The following is a 21,925-nucleotide window of genomic DNA, read 5'->3' on the forward strand; positions in this document are numbered from 1 at the left end:
CATGAAATTTTCTGCATCCTCACCCACATCCATCGTCATTGCCACACGTGAGAGCCAGCTGGCCATGTGGCAGGCCGAGCATGTGCAGGCGATCTTGCGCGGCCGCGGCCACAGCGTCGATCTGCTGGGGATGACGACCAAGGGCGATCAGATTCTGGACCGAGCCCTGTCCAAGGTGGGCGGCAAGGGCCTGTTCGTCAAGGAGCTCGAAGTGGCTCTCGAGGAAGGCCGCGCCGATCTGGCCGTGCATTCCCTGAAGGATGTGCCCATGGAGCTGCCCGAGGGCTTTGTGCTGGCCTGCGTGATGACGCGCGAAGACCCGCGCGACGCCTTTGTCTCCAACCGATATGCATCGCTGGACGAGCTGCCCCAGGGTGCTGTTGTCGGCACCTCCAGCCTGCGACGCCAGGCCCTGCTGCAGGCGCTGCGCCCCGATCTCAGGATCGAGGCCCTGCGCGGCAATGTCAACACCCGCTTGCGCAAGCTCGACGAAGGTCAGTACGACGCCATCGTGCTGGCAGCCGCCGGCCTGATGCGCCTGGAAATGAGCGAGCGCATCCGCGCCAGGTTCGACCCGGCACAGATGCTGCCTGCTGCCGGTCAGGGCGCATTGGGCATCGAGGTGCGCGCGGATCGCCAGGACATCATCGACGCTCTGGCTCCGCTGGCCCATATGCCCACCTGGCTGACCGTGACTGCCGAGCGAGCCGTCAGCCGCTGCATGGGCGGCAGCTGCTCCATGCCGCTGGCCGCCTACGGCCGCTTTGAAGGCGACACCCTGCACATGGATGCAGCCTGGGGCGATATGGAGGGCAGCAAGGGCCTGGTGCGCGTGCAGGCCAGCGCCAACGTGACGGACTTTGCCAGCGCCAACGCTCTGGGCGAGCAACTGGCCGCGCAGTTGCAAGCTGCGGGTGCCGTGCCTGCGGCGCCCAAGCAGGACTGAGCCGCGCCTGCCCATGCGCCGCGTTCTGGTCACCCGCCCCTTGCATGATGCGAAACCCTGGGTCGATGCGTTTCGCGCCCGCGGCCTGCAGGCCGAGGCCTTGCCGCTGATAGGCATAGGGCCCTGCACAGACCCGGCTGCACACCAGGCTCTGCTGAGGGCGCGCCAGTTGGCGCTGAAGCCCGGTCACTACCGGGCCGTGATGTTTGTCAGCGGCAATGCGGTGCAGTATTTTTTTGCCCGGGGTCAAACTCCAGCGTTCGATGCTGAAGCGTTGCTAGCGCCGGATACCAGGGCGTGGACCCCCGGGCCGGGCACAGAGCGCGCCCTGCTCGAAGCAGGACTGGCCTCTCTACAGATCGACGGCCCTTCGCCTGACGCGACTCAGTTCGAGTCCGAAGCGCTTTGGCAGAACGTCCACGGCCAGGTTCGCCCTGGCGACCGCGTGCTGATCGTGCGCGGCACCAGCCCTGCGACCGCCCCCGTCGCCGACAATGCCGGAATGCCAATCCCGTCCACACAAGGCGCAGGCCGTGACTGGCTGGCAGCCCGGCTGCGCGAAGCCGGAGCCGAGGTGGAACTGCTGGCCGTGTATGAGCGCCAGCTTCCCGTATGGACGGCGCAACAGCTGGACCTGGCCCGGCAAGCCGTCAGCGACGGCAGCCTGTGGCTGTTCAGCAGCTCGGAAGCTGTTGCCAACCTGCAACAGCTGCTGCCCCAGCAGCAATGGCACTTGGGGTTAGCGCTCACCACCCATGAACGCATTGCCAGCAAAGCACTTTCAGCAGGTTTCGGTCGGGTTTTGCACAGTCGCCCAAGTCTGGACGATGTGGTTGCGTCTATAGAATCGGCTCTATGAGCTCCGATGCCATCCCCACCTCCGACAAGCAACCCACAGCCTCCCCCCCCAGCCAGGACTCTTCCGCGCCCGCTCAGACCGGGCGTGGTGTCCCCACGGCTCTGGTGCTGACGCTGGGAGTGGTGGCTGCCGCAGCCCTGGTCGCCTGCGGCATGCTGTGGCAGCGCGTGGGCAATATGCAGGAGCAACTGGCCCGCCAGTCGGCGCAGTCCGGTGCGCAGTCGGTGGAGGCTCGCACCCTGGCCAAGGATGCTCAGGATCTGGCTCGCGACAGCGCAGCACGTGTCTCCGTGATGGAAGCGCGTGTGGCAGAACTCAGCCTGCAGCGCAACCAGCTTGAAGAACTGATGCAAAGCATGTCGCGCTCGCGCGATGAAAACCTGGTGGCCGATATCGAATCCTCGGTACGCATGGCCCAGCAACAGGCGGAACTCTCGGGCAGCCTGCAGCCATTGGTGGCGAGCCTCAAATCAGCCAGAAAGCGCGTGGAAAGCACGTCCCAGCCGCGTCTGGCGCCCGTCGTGCGCGCCATTGATCTGGATCTGGACAAGCTCTCGCGCATGAGCGTGACGGACACCACGGGGGTGCTCAGCCGTATCGAGGACCTGATCCGTCAGGTGGACGACCTGGCTCTCATCAACGATGTGGGTCGCCCGCGTGCGCGCGATGCTCAGCCCCGGAAGACGGCGGCCGCTCATGACACTCCCGAGGACGCCAGCCTCTCCCTCACTCAATGGGCCTGGTGGCAGGGCCAGGGTCAGCGGGTCTGGGACTCCTTCAAGGATGGTGCGGCCGATCTGGTGCGCGTGCGCCGCATCGATCACCCCGAGGTGGCCCTGCTGGCCCCCGAGCAAGGCTATTTCCTGCGCGAGAACCTCAAGCTGCAACTGCTCAATGCCCGCCTGGCCCTGCTGTCGCGCCAGTGGGAATCGGCGCGCGCCGACCTGAGCGCTGCAGGCACCTTGCTCAACAAATACTTTGACGCACGCTCGCGGCGTACCCAGATCGCCCAGGCGCAGTTGCAGCAGATTCAGGCCAATCTGCATACGGGCGGACGCGTGGAACTTGAAGACACGCTGAACGCTCTGACCACAGCGGCCGCCGGCCGCTAATCGAGGAGGACACAGAAATGCGCGCCGCCTTGTGGTTGATGGGTCTGTTTGCCGTGGCCGTGGCCATGGCACTGTTTGCCGGCAATAACCAGAGCTCGGTCACCTGGTTCTGGTCGCCCTACCGGGTGGACATGTCGCTGAACCTGGCCCTGGTTCTGCTCTTTCTGGCTTTTGTGCTGCTTTATGCCGCGCTGCGTGCCCTGGCAGTGCTGCTGCAGATGCCGCATCAGGCACGCCGCTGGCGCATGCAGCAAAAAGAGCGCGGCATGAACCAGAGCCTGCTCGAAGCGCTCTCGCATCTGCAGGCCGGCCGCTTTTTGCGCGCCCGCAAATCGGCTTTGGCCGCCTTGTCCACCGAGCAATCGCTGCGCGAAGCAAAGGCCGGCCTGCCTTATGGCGAACGCCTGAGCGCAACGGCCCATCTGATCGCCGCCGATGCCTCCCACGCCCTGCAGGATGCCGCCTTGCGCGACAAGCACTGGCAACAGGCTCTGGACGTGCTGCCCATCCCCGGCAACACCCAGGACATGGAAATTCGCGAAGGCGCCCAGATGCGCGCGGCCCGCTGGGCACTGGACGACCGCGATGCCGCCGAATCGATTCGCCGCCTGGGCGAGTTGCCGCTGGGCGCAGGCCGCCGCACGATTGCCCTGCGCATCAAGCTCAAGGCCGCACGCCTGTCCGGCGACACGCAGGCTGCGCTCGACACCGCCCGTCTGCTGGCCAAGCACCGCGCCTTCTCTCCCGCGGCCTCGGCCAGCGTGGTGCGCGGCCTGCTGCTTGCCAGCATTCGCGACGCACGTGACACTTCGTCGCTGCAGCAGTTCTGGCTGTCGCTGGACGAAGACGAGCGTGCCATGCCCGAAGTGGCCATCCCTGCCACGGAACGCCTGATCGAGCTGGGTGGCGAAGCCCAGCAGGCACGCGCCTGGCTGCTGCCCGTGTGGGAGCATTTGCTGACTCAGCCCGGACCACGCACGGAAACCCATCTGCCCAAGCTGGTGGAAGTGTTGCAGTCAAGCCTGGGCAAGCTGGATGGAGCCTGGCTGGCTCGCATGGAAGCCGCAGCCAATGCCAACCCGCGCGAATCGCGCCTGCAATACCTGGCCGGCATGGCCTGCGTGCAGCGCGAGCTATGGGGCAAGGCCCAGCAGCTGCTGACCCGCGCCGCACCGCTGCTGCAAGACCCCCAGCTGCGCACGCGCGCCTGGCAGCGCCTGGCGCTGATGGCCGAGCACCGTGGCGATATGGAGGCCTCGGCCATCGCCTGGAAGCTCGCAGCCCAGGCCATGGTGGTGCTGCCGGACAATCCGGCGCAGGACGAATAGGCGCGCTCCGACACGACTCACAAGCAACAGGCAAGCCGCTGCTGCGGCACTGAGTTGCGCGGACGCTGTGCGGCCAACTACCCTACTCTCGCCGAGCGCAAAGCAAAAGGCCACGGCCGCCGCGGCAAGCCGCGAGCGACCGTGGCCTCACGCCAGGTCTGGACTTACTTGCTGTGCTCTATGGTCTTCACATGCTCCGCCACCTGCGCGGCGGTCACGTCGCCAGGGCGGCCGCCCCAGGTCTGACGCATGTAGCTGACCAGGTCGGCCATCTCCTCGTTGCTGAGCTTGTCGGCATAGCCAGGCATGGTCTGCATGCGTTCGCCATGGGCCAGGTCACGCTCATGCACGCCTTCGCGGATCACGCGAATCAGGTTGATGGGCGTGGGGAACATGGCCGTGGTGTTGGTGCTCATGGGCACCGACGAATGCGGCTGGCCTTGGCCCTGCGCACCGTGGCAGCCTGCACACAGGCCAAGGTACAGGTTTTCGCCCTTGACGCTGGTCTGCCCCTCGGCAGCCTTGAGCTTGGGCCCTGGCATCTCGCGGTTCTGGGTCAGATAGGCGGCCATGGCGCGCACATCGGCCTCCGCCATGCGCGAGGTGGAATGCTCGAGCACTGAGGACATGCGGAAAGTCATCACCCCTTGCGGCGACAGGCCGGTGCGGAAGAATCTGACCAGATCGTCCTTGGTCCAGCCACGCTCGCTCAGGGCATCGGGGGTCAGCGCCGGAGCGTAGGAACCCTCGATGGTATTGCCCTCGAGATAGCGCGAGCCATCCATGGCGAAGGTGGCCTTGGTGCGCGGGCTGTGGCATTCGGCACAGTGACCCAGCACATCCACCAGATACTTGCCGCGCACCAGTTCGTCCACCGACATGTCGAACTCCTTGGCTGCGGGGCGATGGAGCGCATTCCACATGGCCACGGCAGGACGGATGCTGAACGGGAAGTTCATCTCGCTGGGCTTGTTGGCGACTTCCACAGCCGGCTGCTTCATCAGCCACACCCACAGCGCATCGACATCGGCACGTGTGATCTGGTGGTAGCTGGCATAGGGCATGGCCGGATACAGGTTCTTGCGGCCTGGCGCCATGCCGGCGGCCACTGCGCGGTACAGATCGTCGGCCGTCCAGTCGCCGATGCCGTGCTCCTTGGAAGGCGAGATATTGCTACCGTAAAGCGTGCCCATGGGGGTGACCATGGGCACACCGCCCGCCAGCTCCGCCCCCGTGGCGGGCGAGCTGTGACAGGCCGCGCAGTCACCGCCGCGAAACACCTGCTCGCCGCGCTTGTAGAGCGCATCGAACTCCTGCGGGCCCAGCTTGGCAAAGTCCACCGTGGCCGGCGGGACGTCGCCGCTTGCGCTGCCGTACAGATACATGCCTCCGGCCACGAGCACACCCAGCACGGCGGCTGCGCCCAGGCCCTTGATCCAGGTCTTAGCCATTGTTCACGACCTCCTTGCTGCGCTTGCCCGTGGTCAGGCCCGGCGTCTTCAGGATCACGTCGCGTACGGCGTTGTAGTAGCGCACATAGCCGGTGCAACGGCAGATATGGGGCTCCAGTTGCTCCTCGATGGCTTTTTCCACCTCATCGGCGGGCACGGGCTGCTTCTGTAGCTTTTCCACCAGCACGGTGGCCGAGTTCACGAAACCGGGCGTGCAGTAGCCGCACTGGAAGGAGTAGTGCTCGAGAAAGGCCTTCTGCACCGGCGAGGGATGGACCACACCCTTGTCGTCCACCGAGGCAATGCCTTCCACGGTACGAATGGTCTTGCCGTTGAGCCAGGTCACGCCGGTCACACAGGCGGGCACGGTGATCGAGCCTTTTTCCGGATCGTCGACGATGATGGTGCAGGCGCGGCACACGCCCTGGCCGCAGCCCAGGCGCGTGCCGTTCATGCCCGCGTACTCCTGCAGGAACTCGATCATCATCAAGTCCTTGGGAACGTCGACGGGGCCTACCTGTTTGCGATTGATGGTGGCGGAGAATTGAATACGGTCCTGCATCACAGTGCCTCTTTGATTTTGTCGGGGGTCACAGGGGTCGCATGGAAGCGCTTGCCCGTGGCATGGGCGATGGCGTTGACGCAGGCGGCGACCACCGGGATCATCACCACCTCGGCCATGCCCTTGGGCGGATCGGTGCGCGACAGCGGCGGCAGCACCACGCCCTCGGCCTTCCACACGGCCACTTCGCTGGCGCGCGGCACGTGGTAGCGGTTCAGGTTCCACTGGCCGTTGCCGGGGCCGGTCTCATGGCGCGGCAGGTCTTCGTACAGCGCATGACCAATACCCATGGCCACTCCGCCCTGGATCTGGCCGGAGACCAGCTCGGGCACGATTTGCGTGCCGCATTCCAGCCAGGTCTTGTGCGAGAGGAGGTTCACCTTGCCCGTGCCCGGGGACACGGACAGCTCCACCATGGTGGCGCAGGGCGCGTAGTACACCGTGCCCGCATTGGTGCGCTGCACCGGCGGGTAATAGACTTTGTCGCGTGCGATGAAGGCATAGCCGCCGGATTTCATCGCAGCCTTCTTGGCCTCACTCGCACCCTTGCCGTACTGCACGGACAGGGCGTCGATCATGGCCTGGAACTTCCTGCCCTCGACCGTGAAGTCGGCCTTGGCCCAGGCCCAGCGATTGAAGGCGTGCACGCACACGCCGGTCACGATGCCCAGCTCGTGTGCGCGGGCGGCCAGGCGCTCCAGGCTCAGCGGCTCCAGGCCCTCGGCCACCAACATGCGATCGCGCCACTCCAGCATGTCTTCGGTGACGGTGCTGGGCAGCATCTGCCCCCCACCCTCCTTGCCGGACCAGATTGACTGGGCAGCAGGCCACAGGCAGAGCTTGAGCAGCAGTTGCGCCGCCTGTTGCGTGGCGTGGCGGAAGTAGTAGGCCGAGTTCGATGCCGATACCGGCGACACCAGGCGCGGTGTCCAGGTCGGATCCCGCGCCAGCTCGTCCTCCTTGGCCTGGGGCGTGGTGTAAGGCTCGTCCTTGGTATGCAGCGGCAGGTTGTCCCAGTGGTTCACCGCGAAGTCCACGTCGTCCGCCGGGCGCCCCAGGAAGGGCTCGACCGCCACCAGCTGCGCCGTGGTGCTGCCGGTGCCGATCTCGGTGGCGATGTGGCGCATCTTGATGCGGCCCTCGGGCGTGATCTCCAGCTGCGCGATCGAGGCTTCCGCCCCTGTGCCGAAGTCCTTTTGCACGGCACCGAAGCCTATGCCGTAGCGCAGGCCGGGGTTGGCCGCCTCGAAGTCGGCCTTGCGCTTGGCGCGCTCGATCCACATCGGGTCCTTGGCGGCCATATCGAGGATCTCGCCGATACGCAGATGACCCGAGGGCGAGGCACCCTGGGTGTTCTTCATGCTGCTCTTGAGCACATTGCGCCGGCGCAGCTCGATGGCATCGAGGCCGATCTCCTGGGCGATCTCGTCGACCAGCATCTCGGTATAGGCCATGGACTGCACCGTGCCGTAGCCGCGCATGGAGCCGGCCGTGACGCCGATGGAGGGGTACACCTCGGTCGACAGGTCGCTCTCGGGGAAATAGTAAATGGATTGCGCCGCCGTCACTGCCACCGTGCCCACCGAGGGGCTGAAGTTGGTCACGCCGCCGCCGTCGCCCACCATGTGGCAGGTCAGCGCGTGGAACTTGCCGTCCTTGTCCACCGAGATCGCTGTCTCCACGTCGAAAGGATGGCGCTTGAGTGCGAACTGGAAGTGCTTCCAGCGGTCCAGCGCCAGCCGCACCGGGCGGCCCTGGGCATACAGCGACGCCAGTGCCACGTAGAACGGGAAGGGATGGTGCTCCTTCTGACCGTAGCCCACGGTGTAGGAGCTGATGTAGTCGAGCTGGTTCAGCGGCAGCTTGCTGTCCTTGAGCATGTGCATCACATGCTCGGCCGTTCCGTAGGGCGCCTGGCTCGCGGCGACCATGTGCAGCGCACCGCTATCGCGCTCATACCAGGCCAGGCCGTTTTCCATTTCCATGGCCACATGCTCGATGGACTGGCTGTAGTACTTGCGTGCAAACGCGCGCAAACCGTCCCTGGGCTGCTTCATCTCGGCCTGGATGCGGGCCGACTCGCCCATCAGCGCGCCAAAGGCGGGATGGCTGCTGTCGGGCCAGTGCACCCCTTTTTCATCGAGTTGAGGCCAGATGACGGTGTTCTTCATGGGCGAGAACCTGTCCTCGCCATAGCCGTCCTCGCCTTGCACGCGTACGTAGCGCGCGGCCACATAGGGCGCGCGTGGCGGCTGGGCAGCCTCGGCTCCGAAGCGGAAGATCGCGTCATTGAAGCGCAGGCGCTGGTTGGCCACGCGGAACTTCTCGTAGTCGTGCCAGATGGCCACGGCCACGGGGTGGCCCAGCATGGGAGAGACCTGGCCCTTCTTGACGAAGAACTCGCCATAGAAGCCCGGCTCGGGCATTCCAACGCCGTCGGCGGCGATGGACTCGGCGTCGATCAGCACATCAGGCTGGTAGTCGCTGCCCAGCACCGACAGATCCAGGCCTTCGTAGATGCGGTCGGCGCGCGGGATATGGATGGTCAGCGCATGCGACTGCTGCGCAGGCCAGCCCTGCATGTCCCTGGCGCGCAGGTCGATGGCAAAGACCTTCTGCCCGGTGACCTTGGCCATGCCGTCGCGGCGGTAGTTGAGCGTGTTGCCATTGATCCAGTGGGTCTCCTGACCGCTGGCGGGCGTTATCAATTCCGCAAGTGCGTCTTTGACCGGGCGCACACTCGCAATCACGCCCATGGCAGCGGCAGCCTTCAGAAAACTGCGCCGATTCAAGTCCAGTTTGGACACGGTTCCAACTCCTTGCTGCAATGCGCACAGCAACAGCAAGGACTGGCGTGGGCACATCGCTAGATGACTATGTATTCCCGAACGTTGTATGCGTCCGAGAGTCAAAAAGCAGGTGATAACGGCTGCAGTTGTTGTCGGCATTTCTACCCACATATCGCCAGCCTTGGCCGTCCGCCACGCTTTGGTCTTTGAAAAGACTAAGAGGCGCGGAGTATAGAAACAGCGGCCTGGATGATTTTTCGCCACCCAAATTCACAAGTTAAATACTCGGAAAATTGACACTCATCAATACCAACTTCCTTTATTAGTGCTTGCCATGCAAAACGGCATGCGCCCACTTCGCTGTGCATCGAATGTTCGACGACCTTGCTGAAGCCAGCGCTTTTTGGTTCGGACATTCAGCTTTTTTGAATCGAGCCCTCAATCCTGCTGAACCTTTTTGCATTCGCCGCTTCATACACTGCATATCAATTTCAGCGGGTCCCCAGCGCCCGCGACCCGCACTTTCTGATTGCAGTTTCCATGAACTCAAGCTCCCGCTACACCGGTACCGCCATCGCCCTGCACTGGGTTCTGGCCTTGGCACTGATCGGCATCTTCGCCTTTGGCCTCTATATGACAGGCCTGCCTTTCTCGCCCACACGCCTCAAGTACTTCAACTGGCACAAATGGGCCGGCATGACGATTCTGATCCTGTCCGTGCTGCGCCTGGTCTGGCGCATCACCCACCGACCACCGGAGCTACCCGAAGCCGTCACCCGCACCATGCCGGGCTGGCAGCGCATGGCCCACCATGGCGTGCATCACCTGATGTATGCGCTGTTCTTTGCCATCCCGCTGGTGGGCTGGATGTACAGCTCGGCAGCAGGATTTCCCATCGTGCTGTTCGGACAATTGCCCCTGCCTGACCTGGTGAGCAAGAGCCCCGAGCTGGCCGAAGCGCTCAAGCCCTGGCATGGCTATCTGGCCTATGCGCTGGCAGCCCTGGTGGTGATGCATATCGCTGCCGTCATCAAGCATCAGGTCATTGACCGCGACGGACTGCTGTCACGCATGGTTCCGGGCCAATAGTCCCCCCTGAGCGGCGTTGCCGGGGCGGCCCCGCCGCTTCCCCCCTGGGGGACAACAGCTTTGCTGCGCGGCGGCGCTTGCTTGCTGTCTCGCTCCTTCAAGCCGTACCGGCTTTTGAGTTTTTTGTATGTTCATCACAAGGAGTTTTTGATGAAAGTCCTTTTTTCCTCTGCACTGATTGCAGCCGCTTTCCTTGGCAACACCGCACAGGCAGCTCAAGCCCTGGTGCCCGCACAGAGCGCCGTCAACTTTGAAGCCAAGCAGATGGGCGTGCCGCTCAAGGGCCACTTCAAGAAGTTCGACGCCCAGATTGCCTTCGACGCCGCCAAACCCGAGAGCAGCAAGATCCATTTCACGGTCGATACCGGCAGCGCCACCATGGGCGCCAAGGAAACCGATGCCGAACTGCCCAAGGCAGATTGGTTCAACGTTGCCAAATTCCCTCAGGCCACTTTTGACTCCAGCGCCGTCAAGGCTCTGGGCGGTGGCAAGTTCCAGGTGGACGGCACGCTGACCATCAAGGGCAATGCACAGAAGGTGAGCCTGCCCGTGACGCTGACCCAGTCCGGCGCCACCACCACGGCCGCCGGCACGCTGGCGCTCAAGCGTCTGAACTTCAAGATCGGCGATGGCGACTGGAAGGACACCTCCATGGTGGCCGACGAGGTCAATGTGCAATTCAAGCTGGCTCTGACTGGCGTCGGCAAGCTTTAAGCGTTTTTCGGCTCCAGCGCTTGATAGGCAAGCGCTGAAAGCTCATTTTTTGATAGTTCCAATCCCTGAAGGAGTATTCACCATGCGTTCCACTCTGTTCGCTCTGGCCGCTGCGTCCCTGTTTGCCACCGCTGTCCAGGCGGCACCAGCCACTTACGCCATCGACCCCACACACACGTTTGCGACTTTCGAGATCGACCACTTTGGCGCCTCCACCAACCGTGCCCGCTTCGACAAGAAAAGCGGCAACGTTCAGTTCGACAAGGCAGCCAAGACCGGCAAGGTCGAAGTGACTCTGGACATGACTTCGGTGAACTCCGGCACGCCCTCCTTCAACAAGCATCTGCAAAGCGCCGACATCTTCAACGTGGAAAAATTCCCCGAAGCCAAGTTTGTCTCCGACAAGTTCGTGTTTGACGGCGACAAGCTCAAGGAAGTGACCGGCCAGCTGACCCTGCTGGGCAAGACCGCCCCCATCACCGTCAAGGCCAACAAGTTCACCTGCTACGAAAGCCCCATGCTGCAAAAGCGTGAAGTCTGCGGCGGCGACTTCGAGGCCACCATCGACCGCACCCAGTGGGGCGTGAACTACGGCATCCCCTACGGCTTCCCCAAGGAAGTGCGCCTGGTCCTGCAGATCGAAGCTGTGAAGCAGTAATCCAGGTCCGCAAAGACTCTCGAGTGAAGCCCCTTGCGGGCTCTCTCTTTGGCCCGGCCCGTGCAAGCGGTCCGGGCTTTTTTGCGTCTGCAGCATGCTTCAGACACAAATCCCCTTCATTAAAAAAAAATTTACTTTAGGTTAATCAATTACGAATAGTAGAATCAACTCACTCACACAATTGAAGGAGACATCGCATGAGCCAAGCCGCCCCTACCCCGGTTTACTCCCAGCCCCGGCGTGCGGACATGAGCCAGCTGCCCGCACCTGCCGCCGTGCAGCAGTTGCACCACTACGCCTACAAGGCCAAGGATGCGGAAGAGACTCGTCACTTCTACGAGGACATCCTCGGCCTGCCGCTCTACCACATCATCCAGAGCGACTACGTCCCCTCCACGGGCGAATACTGCCCCTACACCCATTTCTTCTTCCGCCTCAAGGACGGCTCCTTCATCGCCTTCTTCGACATTGGCGACGACGAAGCGGCCCTGCCCTCACCCAACACTCCGATCTGGATCAATCACATCTCCTTCCGAGTGGACTCCGTCCAGGAGCTGGAAAACACCAAGGCCCGCCTGCAGGCCTGCGGCGTGGAAGTGCTGGGCGTAACCGATCACCACATCTTCAAGAGCATTTACTTCTTCGACCCCAACGGCATCCGCCTGGAGCTGACGGCCCAGCTGGCCGACGAGCTGCAGATGCTCAAGGAAAGCAAGACCGCCCATGCACGCCTGGACGAGTGGACGGCCCGCAAGGAGCAGTGGCGCAAGGAACGTGCCGAGGGCAGGTCCAGCGCCCCCCTCAAGCCGCAGAACAACGACCGGCCGGAGTTTGTTCCTGGTAAGTAACCCCCTGAGCGGCTACGCCGCTTCCCCCCAAGAGGGACGACGCCCTCGCTGCGGGGCGGTTGGGGCTGCCCAGGCCTTGCTCGACGTCTCTGGCGTGGTACATGCTTATTCAAGCGAAGTCTCGCTAATTCAATAGCTACAAGCGCTTGATAAATAAGCGCCAGAGGACGAAATAAGACCTACCGCGCTCATCACTGGATCGGATCGCTAAAATCATTGGCAATCCGTCCTTATCTTTCATGCAGACGGCATCCCTTTTCAGGATGCCGTTTTCATTTCCAGAGTTCTTGTAACGCAGCCATGAGCGACACCATTCAACAGCCCGGCCTCGACAGCCTCTCCAAGTCTTTTGAACCTGCCTCCATCGAAGCCCATTGGGGCCCTGAGTGGGAAAAGCGCGGCTACGGCAATGCCGGCTATCGCGGCACAGGCAAGCCCGGTACCGAAGCTACCGCTGCAGGCAACAACTTCTCCATCCAGTTGCCCCCACCCAATGTGACAGGTACGCTGCACATGGGCCACGCGTTCAACCAGACCATCATGGACTCGCTGACACGCTACCACCGCATGAAGGGCTACAACACGGCCTGGATTCCCGGAACCGACCACGCAGGCATCGCCACCCAGATCGTGGTGGAACGCCAGCTGCAGACCCAGGGCGTGAGCCGCTATGACCTGGGCCGCGACGAGTTCACCAAAAAGGTCTGGGAGTGGAAGGAAAAGTCCGGCAACACCATCACCACGCAGATGCGCCGCATGGGCGACACCGTGGACTGGAGCCGTGAGTACTTCACCATGGACGACAAGCTGTCCAAGGTGGTGACCGAGACCTTTGTGAAGCTGTACCAGCAAGGCCTGATCTACCGCGGCAAGCGCCTGGTGAACTGGGATCCGGTGCTGCAGTCTGCAGTCTCCGACCTGGAAGTCGAGAACCAGGAAAAGGACGGCAGCCTGTGGCATATCGCCTACCCGCTGACCAGCGGCGAAGGCAATCTGGTGGTCGCAACCACCCGTCCCGAAACCATGCTGGGCGACGTAGCCGTGATGGTCCACCCCGAAGACGAGCGTTACAAGCACCTGATCGGCCAGACCGTGACCCTGCCCCTGGTGGGCCGCCAGATCCCCATCATCGCCGACGAATACGTGGACCGAGAGTTCGGCACCGGCGTGGTCAAGGTCACGCCTGCCCACGATCAGAACGACTATCAGGTGGGCCAGCGCCACAAGTTACCCATGATCTGCGTGCTGACGCTGACCGCCAAGATCAACGACGAGGCGCCCGAGAAATACCGCGGCATGGACCGCTTCGTGGCCCGCAAGGCCATCGTGGCCGACCTGGAAGAGCTGGGCCTGATGGTCGAGATCAAGAAGCACAAGCTGATGGTGCCCATCTGCGACCGTACCGGCCAGGTGATCGAACCCATGCTGACCGACCAGTGGTTCATCGCCATGAGCAAGGTCAGCGACCAGGACCCGAGCGGCAAGTCCATCGCCCAGAAGGCCATCGACGCCGTCGCTTCCGGTGAAGTTCAGTTTGTGCCCGAGAACTGGGTCAACACTTACAACCAGTGGATGAACAACATCCAGGACTGGTGCATCTCGCGCCAACTCTGGTGGGGCCACCAGATTCCTGCCTGGTATGACGAGGAAGGCAATATCTACGTTGCCAAGAACGAGGCCGAAGCCCAGGCACAAGCTGACAAGGTTTCCCCCGGCAAGAAGCTGACCCGCGATGCCGACGTGCTGGACACCTGGTACTCCTCCGCCATGGTGCCGTTCAGCACCATGGGCTGGCCCGAGCAGGGCCATGCGGCCGATGACGACTTCAACCTCTACCTGCCCTCCTCGGTGCTGGTGACCGGCTACGACATCATCTTCTTCTGGGTCGCCCGCATGATCATGATGACCACGCACTTCACGGGTCGCGTGCCGTTCAAGCATGTCTACATCCACGGCCTGGTGCGCGATGCGCAAGGCAAGAAGATGAGCAAGTCCGAAGGCAATGTGCTGGACCCCGTGGATCTGATCGACGGCATCTCGCTGGAGCCGCTGCTGGAAAAGCGTACCACCGGCCTGCGCAAGCCCGAGACCGCGCCCCAGGTGCGCAAGAACACGCAAAAGGAATTCCCCGAAGGCATCCCCGCCTACGGAGCGGACGCACTGCGCTTCACCTTTGCGGCCCTGGCGTCACTGGGCCGCTCCATCAACTTCGACAGCAAGCGCTGCGAGGGCTATCGCAACTTCTGCAACAAGCTCTGGAATGCTTCGCGTTTCGTGCTGATGAACTGCGAAGGCCATGACTGCGGTCTGGCACCCCACACCAAGGAGCAGTGCCAACCGGGCGGCGAGTTCGCTGGCTATATGCACTTCAGCCAGCCCGACCGCTGGATCAGCTCGCAGTTGCAAAAGGTCGAGGCAGAAGTGGCCAAGGGCTTTGCCGAGTTCCGCCTGGACAATGTCGCCAACACGATTTACGACTTCGTCTGGAACGAGTTCTGCGACTGGTATCTGGAAATCGCCAAGGTGCAGATCCAGACCGGCAACGAGGCCCAGCAGCGCGCCACGCGCCGCACGCTGATCCGTACGCTGGAGGCGATTCTGCGCCTGGCCCACCCCATCATTCCGTTTGTGACGGAAGAACTGTGGCAGCAGGTTGCGCCCGTGGCCGGCCTCAAGGGCGACTCCATCGCCGTGGCACGCTACCCCGAAGCACAGCCGGAGAAGATCGACGAAGCCGCTATCGCCTACGTGGGCCGCATCAAGCAGATGGTGGATGCCTGCCGCGCGCTGCGTGGCGAGATGGGCGTGTCGCCCGCTCAACGCCTGCCGCTGCTCACCGTGGCCGGCAATGCCGAGGACTCGGCATTTATGCGCGCCAATGCCGACGTGCTCAAGAACCTGGCCAAGCTCAGCGAAGTCAAGGTGTTCGATGACGAAGCCGCATGGGCCACCGCCGCACAGACTGCTCCGGTCAACGTCCTGGGCGACATCCGCATGGCTTTGTTTGTCGAAATCGACGTTGCAGCCGAGAAGGCCCGCCTGTCCAAGGAAGCCAAGCGCCTCGAAGGCGAGATCGTCAAGGCCAACGGCAAGCTGAGCAACGAGGCCTTCTGCGCCAAGGCTCCTGCCGCAGTGCTGGAACAGGAGCGCAAGCGCCTGGCCGACTTCGGCGCGACACTGACACGCATCAACGAGCAGCTCGCTCGTCTGGGCTAAACCCCGCTAAACTCCCTCCAAAAACAAGGCGCAGGCAACTGCGCCTTTTTTCCATCCAGAAAAGACAAGCACATGAGCAATCAAACCCGCGTCCGCAAAGCCGTGTTCCCAGTTGCAGGCCTGGGCACCCGTTTTCTGCCCGCCACCAAGGCTTCGCCCAAGGAAATGCTGCCTGTGGTGGACAAGCCGCTGATCCAGTACGCCGTGGAAGAGGCGTACGAGGCAGGCATCCGCGACATGGTCTTTGTCACCGGCCGCAGCAAGCGGGCCATTGAAGACCATTTCGACACTTCATACGAACTCGAGAACGAGCTGGAGAATGCCGGCAAGCAGGCCATGCTGGACCTTGTGCGCAGCGTCAGCCCGGCCGATATGAACTGCCTGTTCGTGCGCCAGCCCCGCTCCCTGGGCCTGGGCCATGCCGTTCTGTGCGCGCAACCCCTGGTCGGCAATGAACCCTTTGCCGTCATTCTGGCCGACGACCTGATGACAGGAGAGAATGGCGGCCCCGGCGTGATGGCGCAGATGACGGCCGCTTTCCAGAAACAGGGCCGCTCTCTGCTGGCCGTTCAGGAAGTTCCGCTCGAGCACACCAAGCGCTACGGCATCGTCAAGGGCGAGCCCGCAGGCGGACCGCTGATGCGCATAGACGAGATCGTGGAGAAGCCCGCTCCCGAGAAAGCGCCATCGCGCATGGGTGTGGCGGGCCGTTACGTGCTGACTCCCGCCATCTTCGACGAGATCCGCAACCAGCCAAAGGGTGTGGGTGGCGAGATCCAGCTGACCGATGCCATCGAACGGCTGATGGCTCATGAAGCCGTCTATGCCTTCCAGTATGCAGGCAAGCGCTATGACTGTGGTAGCAAGGAAGGCTTTCTGGAGGCCACGGTGGAGCTGGCGCTGCAGCACCCCGATGTGGGCGACAGCTTTCGCGAATACCTCAAGAGCTTGAGCCTATAAGCAAGATCGGCCAAAGCCGCTCTAATGACAAAAGGCCTGCGCTTGCAGGCCTTTTGTCCGTCCAATGCTCCCAGACCGATTCAGCGCTCAGCGCCGACGCAGGATATGGATGAATTCATCACCGACCGTCTGCTGCTCGACCAGCTCATTGCCGGTCTGCTTGGCAAAGGCCTGGAAGTCCCGGATGGAGCCGGTATCTGTGGCCACGACCTTGAGCAACTGGCCGCTTTGCATGGCAGCCAACGCCTTCTTGGCCTTGAGAATGGGCAGCGGGCAGTTCAGGCCGCGGGTGTCAACTTCTTGATCTACGTGCATGGGGTGGATTCCTCGTCAGCGCCGATTGTAGAAAAACCAGGCGCTGGCAGTGCCAGCGCGGTCTTTGCTCAATCCAGAGCCGGTGCCACCGTAAAGCGAGTGTCCTCAGCCCAGCGTCGCACAGGCCATTTGGCGGGATCAGGCTCCGGGTTCTGACCGGGACGGAAAGCGCCAAAGCGCGGCTCGAAGCCTTTTTGCTTGATCCACTCTGCCAGAGCGTAGCCCGTGCCAGCAGGCCAGCACAGCGACTCCTGGGCCGTCTGCCAGCGGTATTCCAGCAGCTCGGGCGAGAGCTTCACATCCTCGGGTCGGCCCTGCACGCGCACATGGTAGGCAATCAGCACCTGATTCATGCGCAGAAACTCCGAGCAGCACAGCAGACGCAGTGCCTTCACGCGCAGCCCCGTCTCTTCGAGAACCTCGCGACAGATACCGGCTTCTGGCGATTCACCGGCCTCCATAAAGCCCGTAATCAGGCCGAAAACGCCCTCTTGCCACAGTGCATTGCGCGCCAGCAGCACCCGGCCGTCATCACCTTCCACCACAGCCGCCAGCACCGGCGTGGGATTGCCCCAATGCGTGAACCCGCAACTCGGGCAACGCAGACGCTGCACCTCGCCGCTGTCCTCGCTGGCCACAATCCATTGCAGCTCAGTCGCGCAGTTGGAACAAAAGCGGACTTCATAAGCCATGAGGCTCTCCGTATTCTTCACGACTTACGCAAAACGGGTTCAGGCGAGGCGTCTGTCTCATAAGGCAGGCCGCTGCTGCATTCTTGTTTGCGTAAGTCCTATTCTTGATATTGATAGCAGTCAGCGCTTGATGGATAAGCGCTGACTGTCATTTGGAGCGTTGATTCTCTTTTGCGCTATCACGCAAAAGACATTGCTCATGCCGGAAACACGCCTGTAGAGAGGTAGCGATCACCACGGTCGCACACCACAAACACGATGGTGGCGTTCTGCTCGCGTTTGGCAATTTCCTGGGCCACCCACAGGGCACCGGCAGCCGAGATACCCGCGAAGATGCCCTCTTCGCGCGCCATACGGCGGGCCATGTCTTCGGCATCGTCCTGCGTCACATAGACCAGCTCGTCGACCAGCGAAGCGTCATAGATCTTGGGCAGATACTCCTCGGGCCACTTGCGGATGCCAGGAATGCGCGATCCCTCGGAAGGCTGAGCGCCGATGATCTTGATGTTCGGGTTCTTTTCCTTGAGGAACCTGGCCACTCCGGTAATGGTTCCGGTAGTACCCATGGCACTCACAAAGTGGGTGATCTCACCACCGGTCTGCTCCCACAGCTCCGGCCCTGTGGTTTCATAGTGGGCCCTGGGATTGTCGGGGTTGGCAAACTGATCCAGCAGCACACCCTTGCCCTGGGCCACCATCTGGTCGGCCAGATCGCGCGCATATTCCATGCCGCCGCTCTTGGGCGTCAGAATCAGTTCGGCGCCGTAAGCCTTCATGGTCTGTGCGCGTTCGATGGACAGGTCCTCGGGCATGATCAGAATCATGCGATAGCCCTTGATGGCTGCAGCCATGGCCAAGGCAATGCCGGTGTTGCCCGACGTTGCCTCGATCAGTGCGTCGCCCGGCTTGATCTCGCCGCGCTCTTCAGCACGCTGGATCATGGACAGCGCAGGCCGGTCCTTGACGGAGCCAGCCGGGTTGTTGCCTTCGAGCTTGCCCAGCACTACGTTTGCACGTTCACGGTTTGCATCCGCGCCGATGCGTTGCAATGCCACCAGCGGCGTGTGACCGATAGCATGTTCGATGGTCGAATAAGTTTTCATGTCCAATACTGTGCCATAATTCGCGTCTGCGCTAAGCGAAGCCCGGGTGGTGAAATTGGTAGACGCAGGGGACTCAAAATCCCCCGCCGCAAGGCGTGCCGGTTCGATTCCGGCCCCGGGCACCACATACAAAAAGCCGTTAAGTCTCAAAGACTTAACGGCTTTTTTCTTTGCCACAATGGTCCCCTCGCAATTTGCGATTTGGCGCATCTCAAAAAAACGATTGGCGCAAAAACCATGCGACGACATCCGAAAGCACGCCTGTGTCCTCCCGCTTGCGTGGCGAGATGGCAGCTCTCGCCTTGGACAGAGGCGCCCCCATCCAGCGATGGCTTCAGTCTGCCTGGCGCCCCGCAAGCCTCGTAATTTCCCTCCCCCAATACCTTGCATCCCATGCTGCGGGTTCGCGACATGCCGACCAGCTCGTAATTTGCCCCACGAAGCAGGCAGGCGCGGCGGTAACGTCATGTCCCTCCGAAGAGTGAAAGTAGATCAAAATAAAAAATGAATACAAATCGTTCGTATTCGACAACAATGTCAGAGCCAATCCTACATTGGGTATGGCTATCAGAAATTAATACTTATTGCATTAATTAACGCCAGCTCATCCACCTAGCACACGAGCTCAAGAAACCACATGCCTACGGATAGCAAGTCACGCTTCACGAAGAATGTCATCCCTATGGATGAGGTTCTGACACGGACTGGGTTATCAAGATCGATGCTCTACAAGCTGTTGCGCAAGGACAAGTTTCCTCATCCCACACCGATGAGCAACAGAGCCATTGGCTGGTTTGAAACGGATGTCGAAAACTGGCTGCAGGCGAGCAAAGCAATCCGCCAAGCGAAACTGGCTCTACCTGTCGTCTACATGGCGGGAAAAATGGGGACAGATTTAGACAACGAGGACCCGGGCAGAGAGTTTTCCTGTTGGCGAATCTTCGACGTATCCAGATCCAAGGCACTTGGTGATCTAGGGATCGAGAATTCAGATACCGATGTGCTGATCGCGCCGCCGGAAGAAATGCTATTTCACGGAACTCGTACGAGGTTCATGTATTCAGGTCCATGGAAAGCGAGAAATGGCAGCCATGGACACATGCATGGCGCAAATTCTTACTCTCCCTCCAATCCACAAAGCGCAGCCTATCGCGGAGCTCTTCAAGGCATCTCACGGGCCGACGTTGTTGTCGCCTATCTCGAAGACCTGGAGGCTTTTGGAACGCTGGTTGAGATCGGCTATGCAAGAGCGGGCAATAAGAGAGTGATCGTGATTACTGCACCTGCCCTCAAGAAACTGCAACGAGACCAGGACTGGGAGCATGGCATTTGGTTCGCTATTCGCGCGGCTGATAGACACATCGAACTACCAGACCATCCTGGCTCCAGCCAGAACGACCTCTGGCGATCAGCACATGCGCATGCAGCATCGGTCATTTCGGAGTGGTATCCCCATTCATTGACTCCCCCTCCCAGTGCCGCCGAATAGAGTGCAGTGGTCAGCTCAGATTTGCTTCATAAGGAGGCCGCCTCACAATCTCCCGTCCCGCCCACTCGTTGAATGTATCGAACAGCTCTTGCAACGGGGCAACCTCACTCTTGTCACCGGCAATAAAGAGGCTGGCAAACGAATCCGCGCCATGCCTATGTGCGACATGCGCAACTTCGCGGCCGGCCCATCCATGACATCGATGAAGCATCAAAGCTGCTGGATCGCAGCCATGTGAAAACAGCACGCACGCTTTGCCCAACAAGGAGCACATGCTTGAAAGTGTCCAGGTAAAAGCTCCTTCCACCTCATGAAAGAAATTTCTCTATAAAGAAATCTGCAAAAAATATTTCAGAATCAAATATCATTTCAATATGAGATTTAAGACAGAGTACTTTCACATTTAAGACCTAGAGCACAGTGAACAACAGTATTCAAATAATACCTATCAATATTGCACATCTGACGGCTTGCGCCCTGGTTCTTACTTGCATCTTTCCGTAAATATTTTTTATATGCGTTGACACTGTCAAAGGGCTTATTTGCAAGTAGGACGCGACCTCGAGAGAGCTTTTTCCTTGGGCTATCAATTTCAATATTTCCACTTCTCTTTCAGTCAGCGACTCAAAGCTCTTGTGTTTGAAGATACTTTCCTCATGAAAATTGGCCTTGAATATTTTTGGAATGATTTTCTTTGCCACTACTGGAGATATAGCGGCTCCACCATTCGCAACTTCCAGCACAGCTTGCGAGTAGCTTCCAAACCATGAGTTCTTCACTAGGTACCCAACAGCGCCTCTTTTAAGAGCATTCATGGCCGCGTCGTCGTTTTCACTTGCAGAAATTGCAATGCTCAGCACGTCAGGCCTCTTTAGTTGGATCGATTCCAGCAACTCGATTCCTTGGCCTTCACCAAGAGACAGGTCAATGAGGAGCACATCGAAATCTTGCAAAAAGATGTTCTTACGAGCCTCTCTATAGCTGGAGGCCTGCCCTACCAGAAGAGTGCGCGGATCACGCATGAGCTCCTGCGAGATCACATTCCTGACATGGCTGTCTTCGTCAACCAGAAAGACTCGCACCGGCTGGTTCTGCTGACCCTTCATGTCGGACGGCCACATGCGCCCAAAGACAGTAGATGTGACTTCTGTACTGCCAGCATCATCAAACCGTGAGCTCATAAATGCGTCGGATAGATACATGTGACACTCCATTTGATGAGTCGATTTCTTTGGAATCTCGCGAAAAATAGAATTCATTCCATTGAAAATCTACAAAAAATAAATAAAGAAAAATAAGGTTTAAATTTTTACAAATTAATACTGGAATACTAGGTATTAACTTCTTTTAATCAGAAAAATAGATGTAAACCCTTTATTTTTGAAACAATGGACATATAAAATAAAAAGAAATACAGATTACATTTTTTAGCATTGTAAGAATTTTCCAACAAGCACTATTCTTTCAATAGCACAACATCCACAAGCCACAACAAATCATTCATTTTTCTCATCATTTTAAATTCTTCAAAAAATATCTTTGAATGGGGTATTACTGTTTCTCCGTCGTTTTCTGAAACTGCCTTCACCGAAAGCAGTTTTGGAACGTAACAAAGCACTCCATAACTTGTTGACGGTTAACACTGGCCTTTGCGAAATTGCATCGGTCTTTCGCTCACACACTCTCAGTTGTCTGAGAACTCGCTATTCAAAGGAATGATCATGAAAAAGTCTCTGATTGCCATGGCGGTTATTGCGTTGGCTGGTGTTGCATCTGCTGCTGTGAGCGGCTCAA

The 21,925-nt window shown here is 60.4% G+C and carries 18 protein-coding genes and 1 tRNA gene; 12 read left to right on the top strand and 7 right to left on the bottom strand.

The window, feature by feature from the left end:
• Position 1: 1 nt before the first annotated feature.
• Genes hemC through JAO85_RS17725 form a run of 4 tightly spaced genes read left to right on the top strand, consistent with a single transcriptional unit; the run spans position 2 to position 4,245 of the window.
• Complete coding sequence (gene hemC, locus JAO85_RS17710) at positions 2-946, top strand: hydroxymethylbilane synthase (protein WP_202788652.1); 945 nt, start codon at positions 2-4, stop codon at positions 944-946.
• 13 nt (positions 947-959) lie between these two features.
• Positions 960-1,805, top strand: coding sequence for a uroporphyrinogen-III synthase (locus tag JAO85_RS17715; RefSeq protein ID WP_087863637.1), 846 nt, complete (start codon positions 960-962; stop codon positions 1,803-1,805).
• Positions 1,802-2,917 carry a uroporphyrinogen-III C-methyltransferase gene (locus JAO85_RS17720; protein WP_202788653.1) on the top strand — a complete coding sequence of 372 codons (1,116 nt, stop codon included), beginning with the start codon at positions 1,802-1,804 and terminating at the stop codon, positions 2,915-2,917. Before JAO85_RS17715 ends, JAO85_RS17720 begins: the two co-directional genes overlap by 4 nt.
• A gap of 17 nt (positions 2,918-2,934) precedes the next feature.
• Positions 2,935-4,245 (top strand): heme biosynthesis protein HemY, encoded by a 1,311-nt coding sequence (locus JAO85_RS17725; protein WP_039049098.1) that lies wholly within the window; start codon positions 2,935-2,937, stop codon positions 4,243-4,245.
• 164 nt (positions 4,246-4,409) lie between these two features.
• Here JAO85_RS17725 and JAO85_RS17730 read toward each other — a convergent pair whose 3' ends face one another.
• The 3 genes from JAO85_RS17730 to JAO85_RS17740 are packed head-to-tail and all read right to left on the bottom strand — an operon-like array spanning position 4,410 to position 9,065.
• Complete coding sequence (locus JAO85_RS17730) at positions 4,410-5,696, bottom strand: cytochrome c (RefSeq protein WP_202788654.1); 1,287 nt, start codon at positions 5,694-5,696, stop codon at positions 4,410-4,412.
• Positions 5,689-6,258 (bottom strand): (2Fe-2S)-binding protein, encoded by a 570-nt coding sequence (locus JAO85_RS17735; protein WP_003069132.1) that lies wholly within the window; start codon positions 6,256-6,258, stop codon positions 5,689-5,691. The genes JAO85_RS17730 and JAO85_RS17735 overlap by 8 nt, the downstream gene beginning before the upstream one ends.
• On the bottom strand, positions 6,258-9,065 hold the full coding sequence (locus JAO85_RS17740; protein WP_202788655.1) for a molybdopterin cofactor-binding domain-containing protein: 2,808 nt from the start codon (positions 9,063-9,065) through the stop codon (positions 6,258-6,260). Before JAO85_RS17740 ends, JAO85_RS17735 begins: the two co-directional genes overlap by 1 nt.
• A gap of 522 nt (positions 9,066-9,587) precedes the next feature.
• Between JAO85_RS17740 and JAO85_RS17745 the strand changes: the two genes are divergently transcribed.
• From JAO85_RS17745 to galU, 6 genes are all read left to right on the top strand, one after another.
• On the top strand, positions 9,588-10,136 hold the full coding sequence (locus JAO85_RS17745) for a cytochrome b (protein ID WP_052263569.1): 549 nt from the start codon (positions 9,588-9,590) through the stop codon (positions 10,134-10,136).
• A 150-nt stretch (positions 10,137-10,286) separates the two neighbouring features.
• The gene (locus JAO85_RS17750) at positions 10,287-10,850 is read left to right on the top strand and encodes a YceI family protein (RefSeq protein WP_003069127.1); all 564 of its coding nucleotides are present in this window, start codon (positions 10,287-10,289) and stop codon (positions 10,848-10,850) included.
• 82 nt (positions 10,851-10,932) lie between these two features.
• A complete protein-coding gene (locus JAO85_RS17755; RefSeq protein WP_003069125.1) occupies positions 10,933-11,508 on the top strand; it encodes a YceI family protein in 576 nt (191 codons plus the stop codon).
• Between the two features lie 197 nt (positions 11,509-11,705).
• Positions 11,706-12,356, top strand: a complete 651-nt coding sequence (locus JAO85_RS17760) for a VOC family protein (protein ID WP_052263568.1) — start codon at positions 11,706-11,708, stop codon at positions 12,354-12,356.
• A 300-nt stretch (positions 12,357-12,656) separates the two neighbouring features.
• The gene (locus JAO85_RS17765) at positions 12,657-15,572 is read left to right on the top strand and encodes a valine--tRNA ligase (protein ID WP_054075199.1); all 2,916 of its coding nucleotides are present in this window, start codon (positions 12,657-12,659) and stop codon (positions 15,570-15,572) included.
• A 72-nt stretch (positions 15,573-15,644) separates the two neighbouring features.
• Complete coding sequence (gene galU / locus JAO85_RS17770) at positions 15,645-16,532, top strand: UTP--glucose-1-phosphate uridylyltransferase GalU (RefSeq protein ID WP_003069120.1); 888 nt, start codon at positions 15,645-15,647, stop codon at positions 16,530-16,532.
• Between the two features lie 87 nt (positions 16,533-16,619).
• On the opposite strand, the gene JAO85_RS17775 is transcribed toward galU, so the two are convergent.
• The 3 genes from JAO85_RS17775 to cysM all read right to left on the bottom strand — a co-directional run bounded on the left by JAO85_RS17775 (position 16,620) and on the right by cysM (position 18,642).
• A complete protein-coding gene (locus JAO85_RS17775) occupies positions 16,620-16,847 on the bottom strand; it encodes a sulfurtransferase TusA family protein (protein ID WP_003052800.1) in 228 nt (75 codons plus the stop codon).
• Between the two features lie 68 nt (positions 16,848-16,915).
• On the bottom strand, positions 16,916-17,539 hold the full coding sequence (locus tag JAO85_RS17780) for an NUDIX domain-containing protein (protein WP_003069116.1): 624 nt from the start codon (positions 17,537-17,539) through the stop codon (positions 16,916-16,918).
• Between the two features lie 197 nt (positions 17,540-17,736).
• Positions 17,737-18,642 carry a cysteine synthase CysM gene (cysM, locus tag JAO85_RS17785; RefSeq protein WP_003069113.1) on the bottom strand — a complete coding sequence of 302 codons (906 nt, stop codon included), beginning with the start codon at positions 18,640-18,642 and terminating at the stop codon, positions 17,737-17,739.
• A gap of 40 nt (positions 18,643-18,682) precedes the next feature.
• Between cysM and JAO85_RS17790 the strand changes: the two genes are divergently transcribed.
• Positions 18,683-18,767: transfer RNA gene (locus JAO85_RS17790), tRNA-Leu, on the top strand.
• 512 nt (positions 18,768-19,279) lie between these two features.
• Complete coding sequence (locus JAO85_RS17795; protein ID WP_202788656.1) at positions 19,280-20,131, top strand: AlpA family phage regulatory protein; 852 nt, start codon at positions 19,280-19,282, stop codon at positions 20,129-20,131.
• Positions 20,132-20,565: 434 nt separating this feature from the next.
• On the opposite strand, the gene JAO85_RS17800 is transcribed toward JAO85_RS17795, so the two are convergent.
• Complete coding sequence (locus JAO85_RS17800; RefSeq protein WP_039049092.1) at positions 20,566-21,333, bottom strand: response regulator transcription factor; 768 nt, start codon at positions 21,331-21,333, stop codon at positions 20,566-20,568.
• Between the last annotated feature and the right edge of the window lie 592 nt (positions 21,334-21,925).

Origin of the sequence: Comamonas sp. NyZ500 (assembly GCF_016772095.1) — a bacterium.
GTDB lineage: Bacteria > Pseudomonadota > Gammaproteobacteria > Burkholderiales > Burkholderiaceae_C > Comamonas > Comamonas thiooxydans.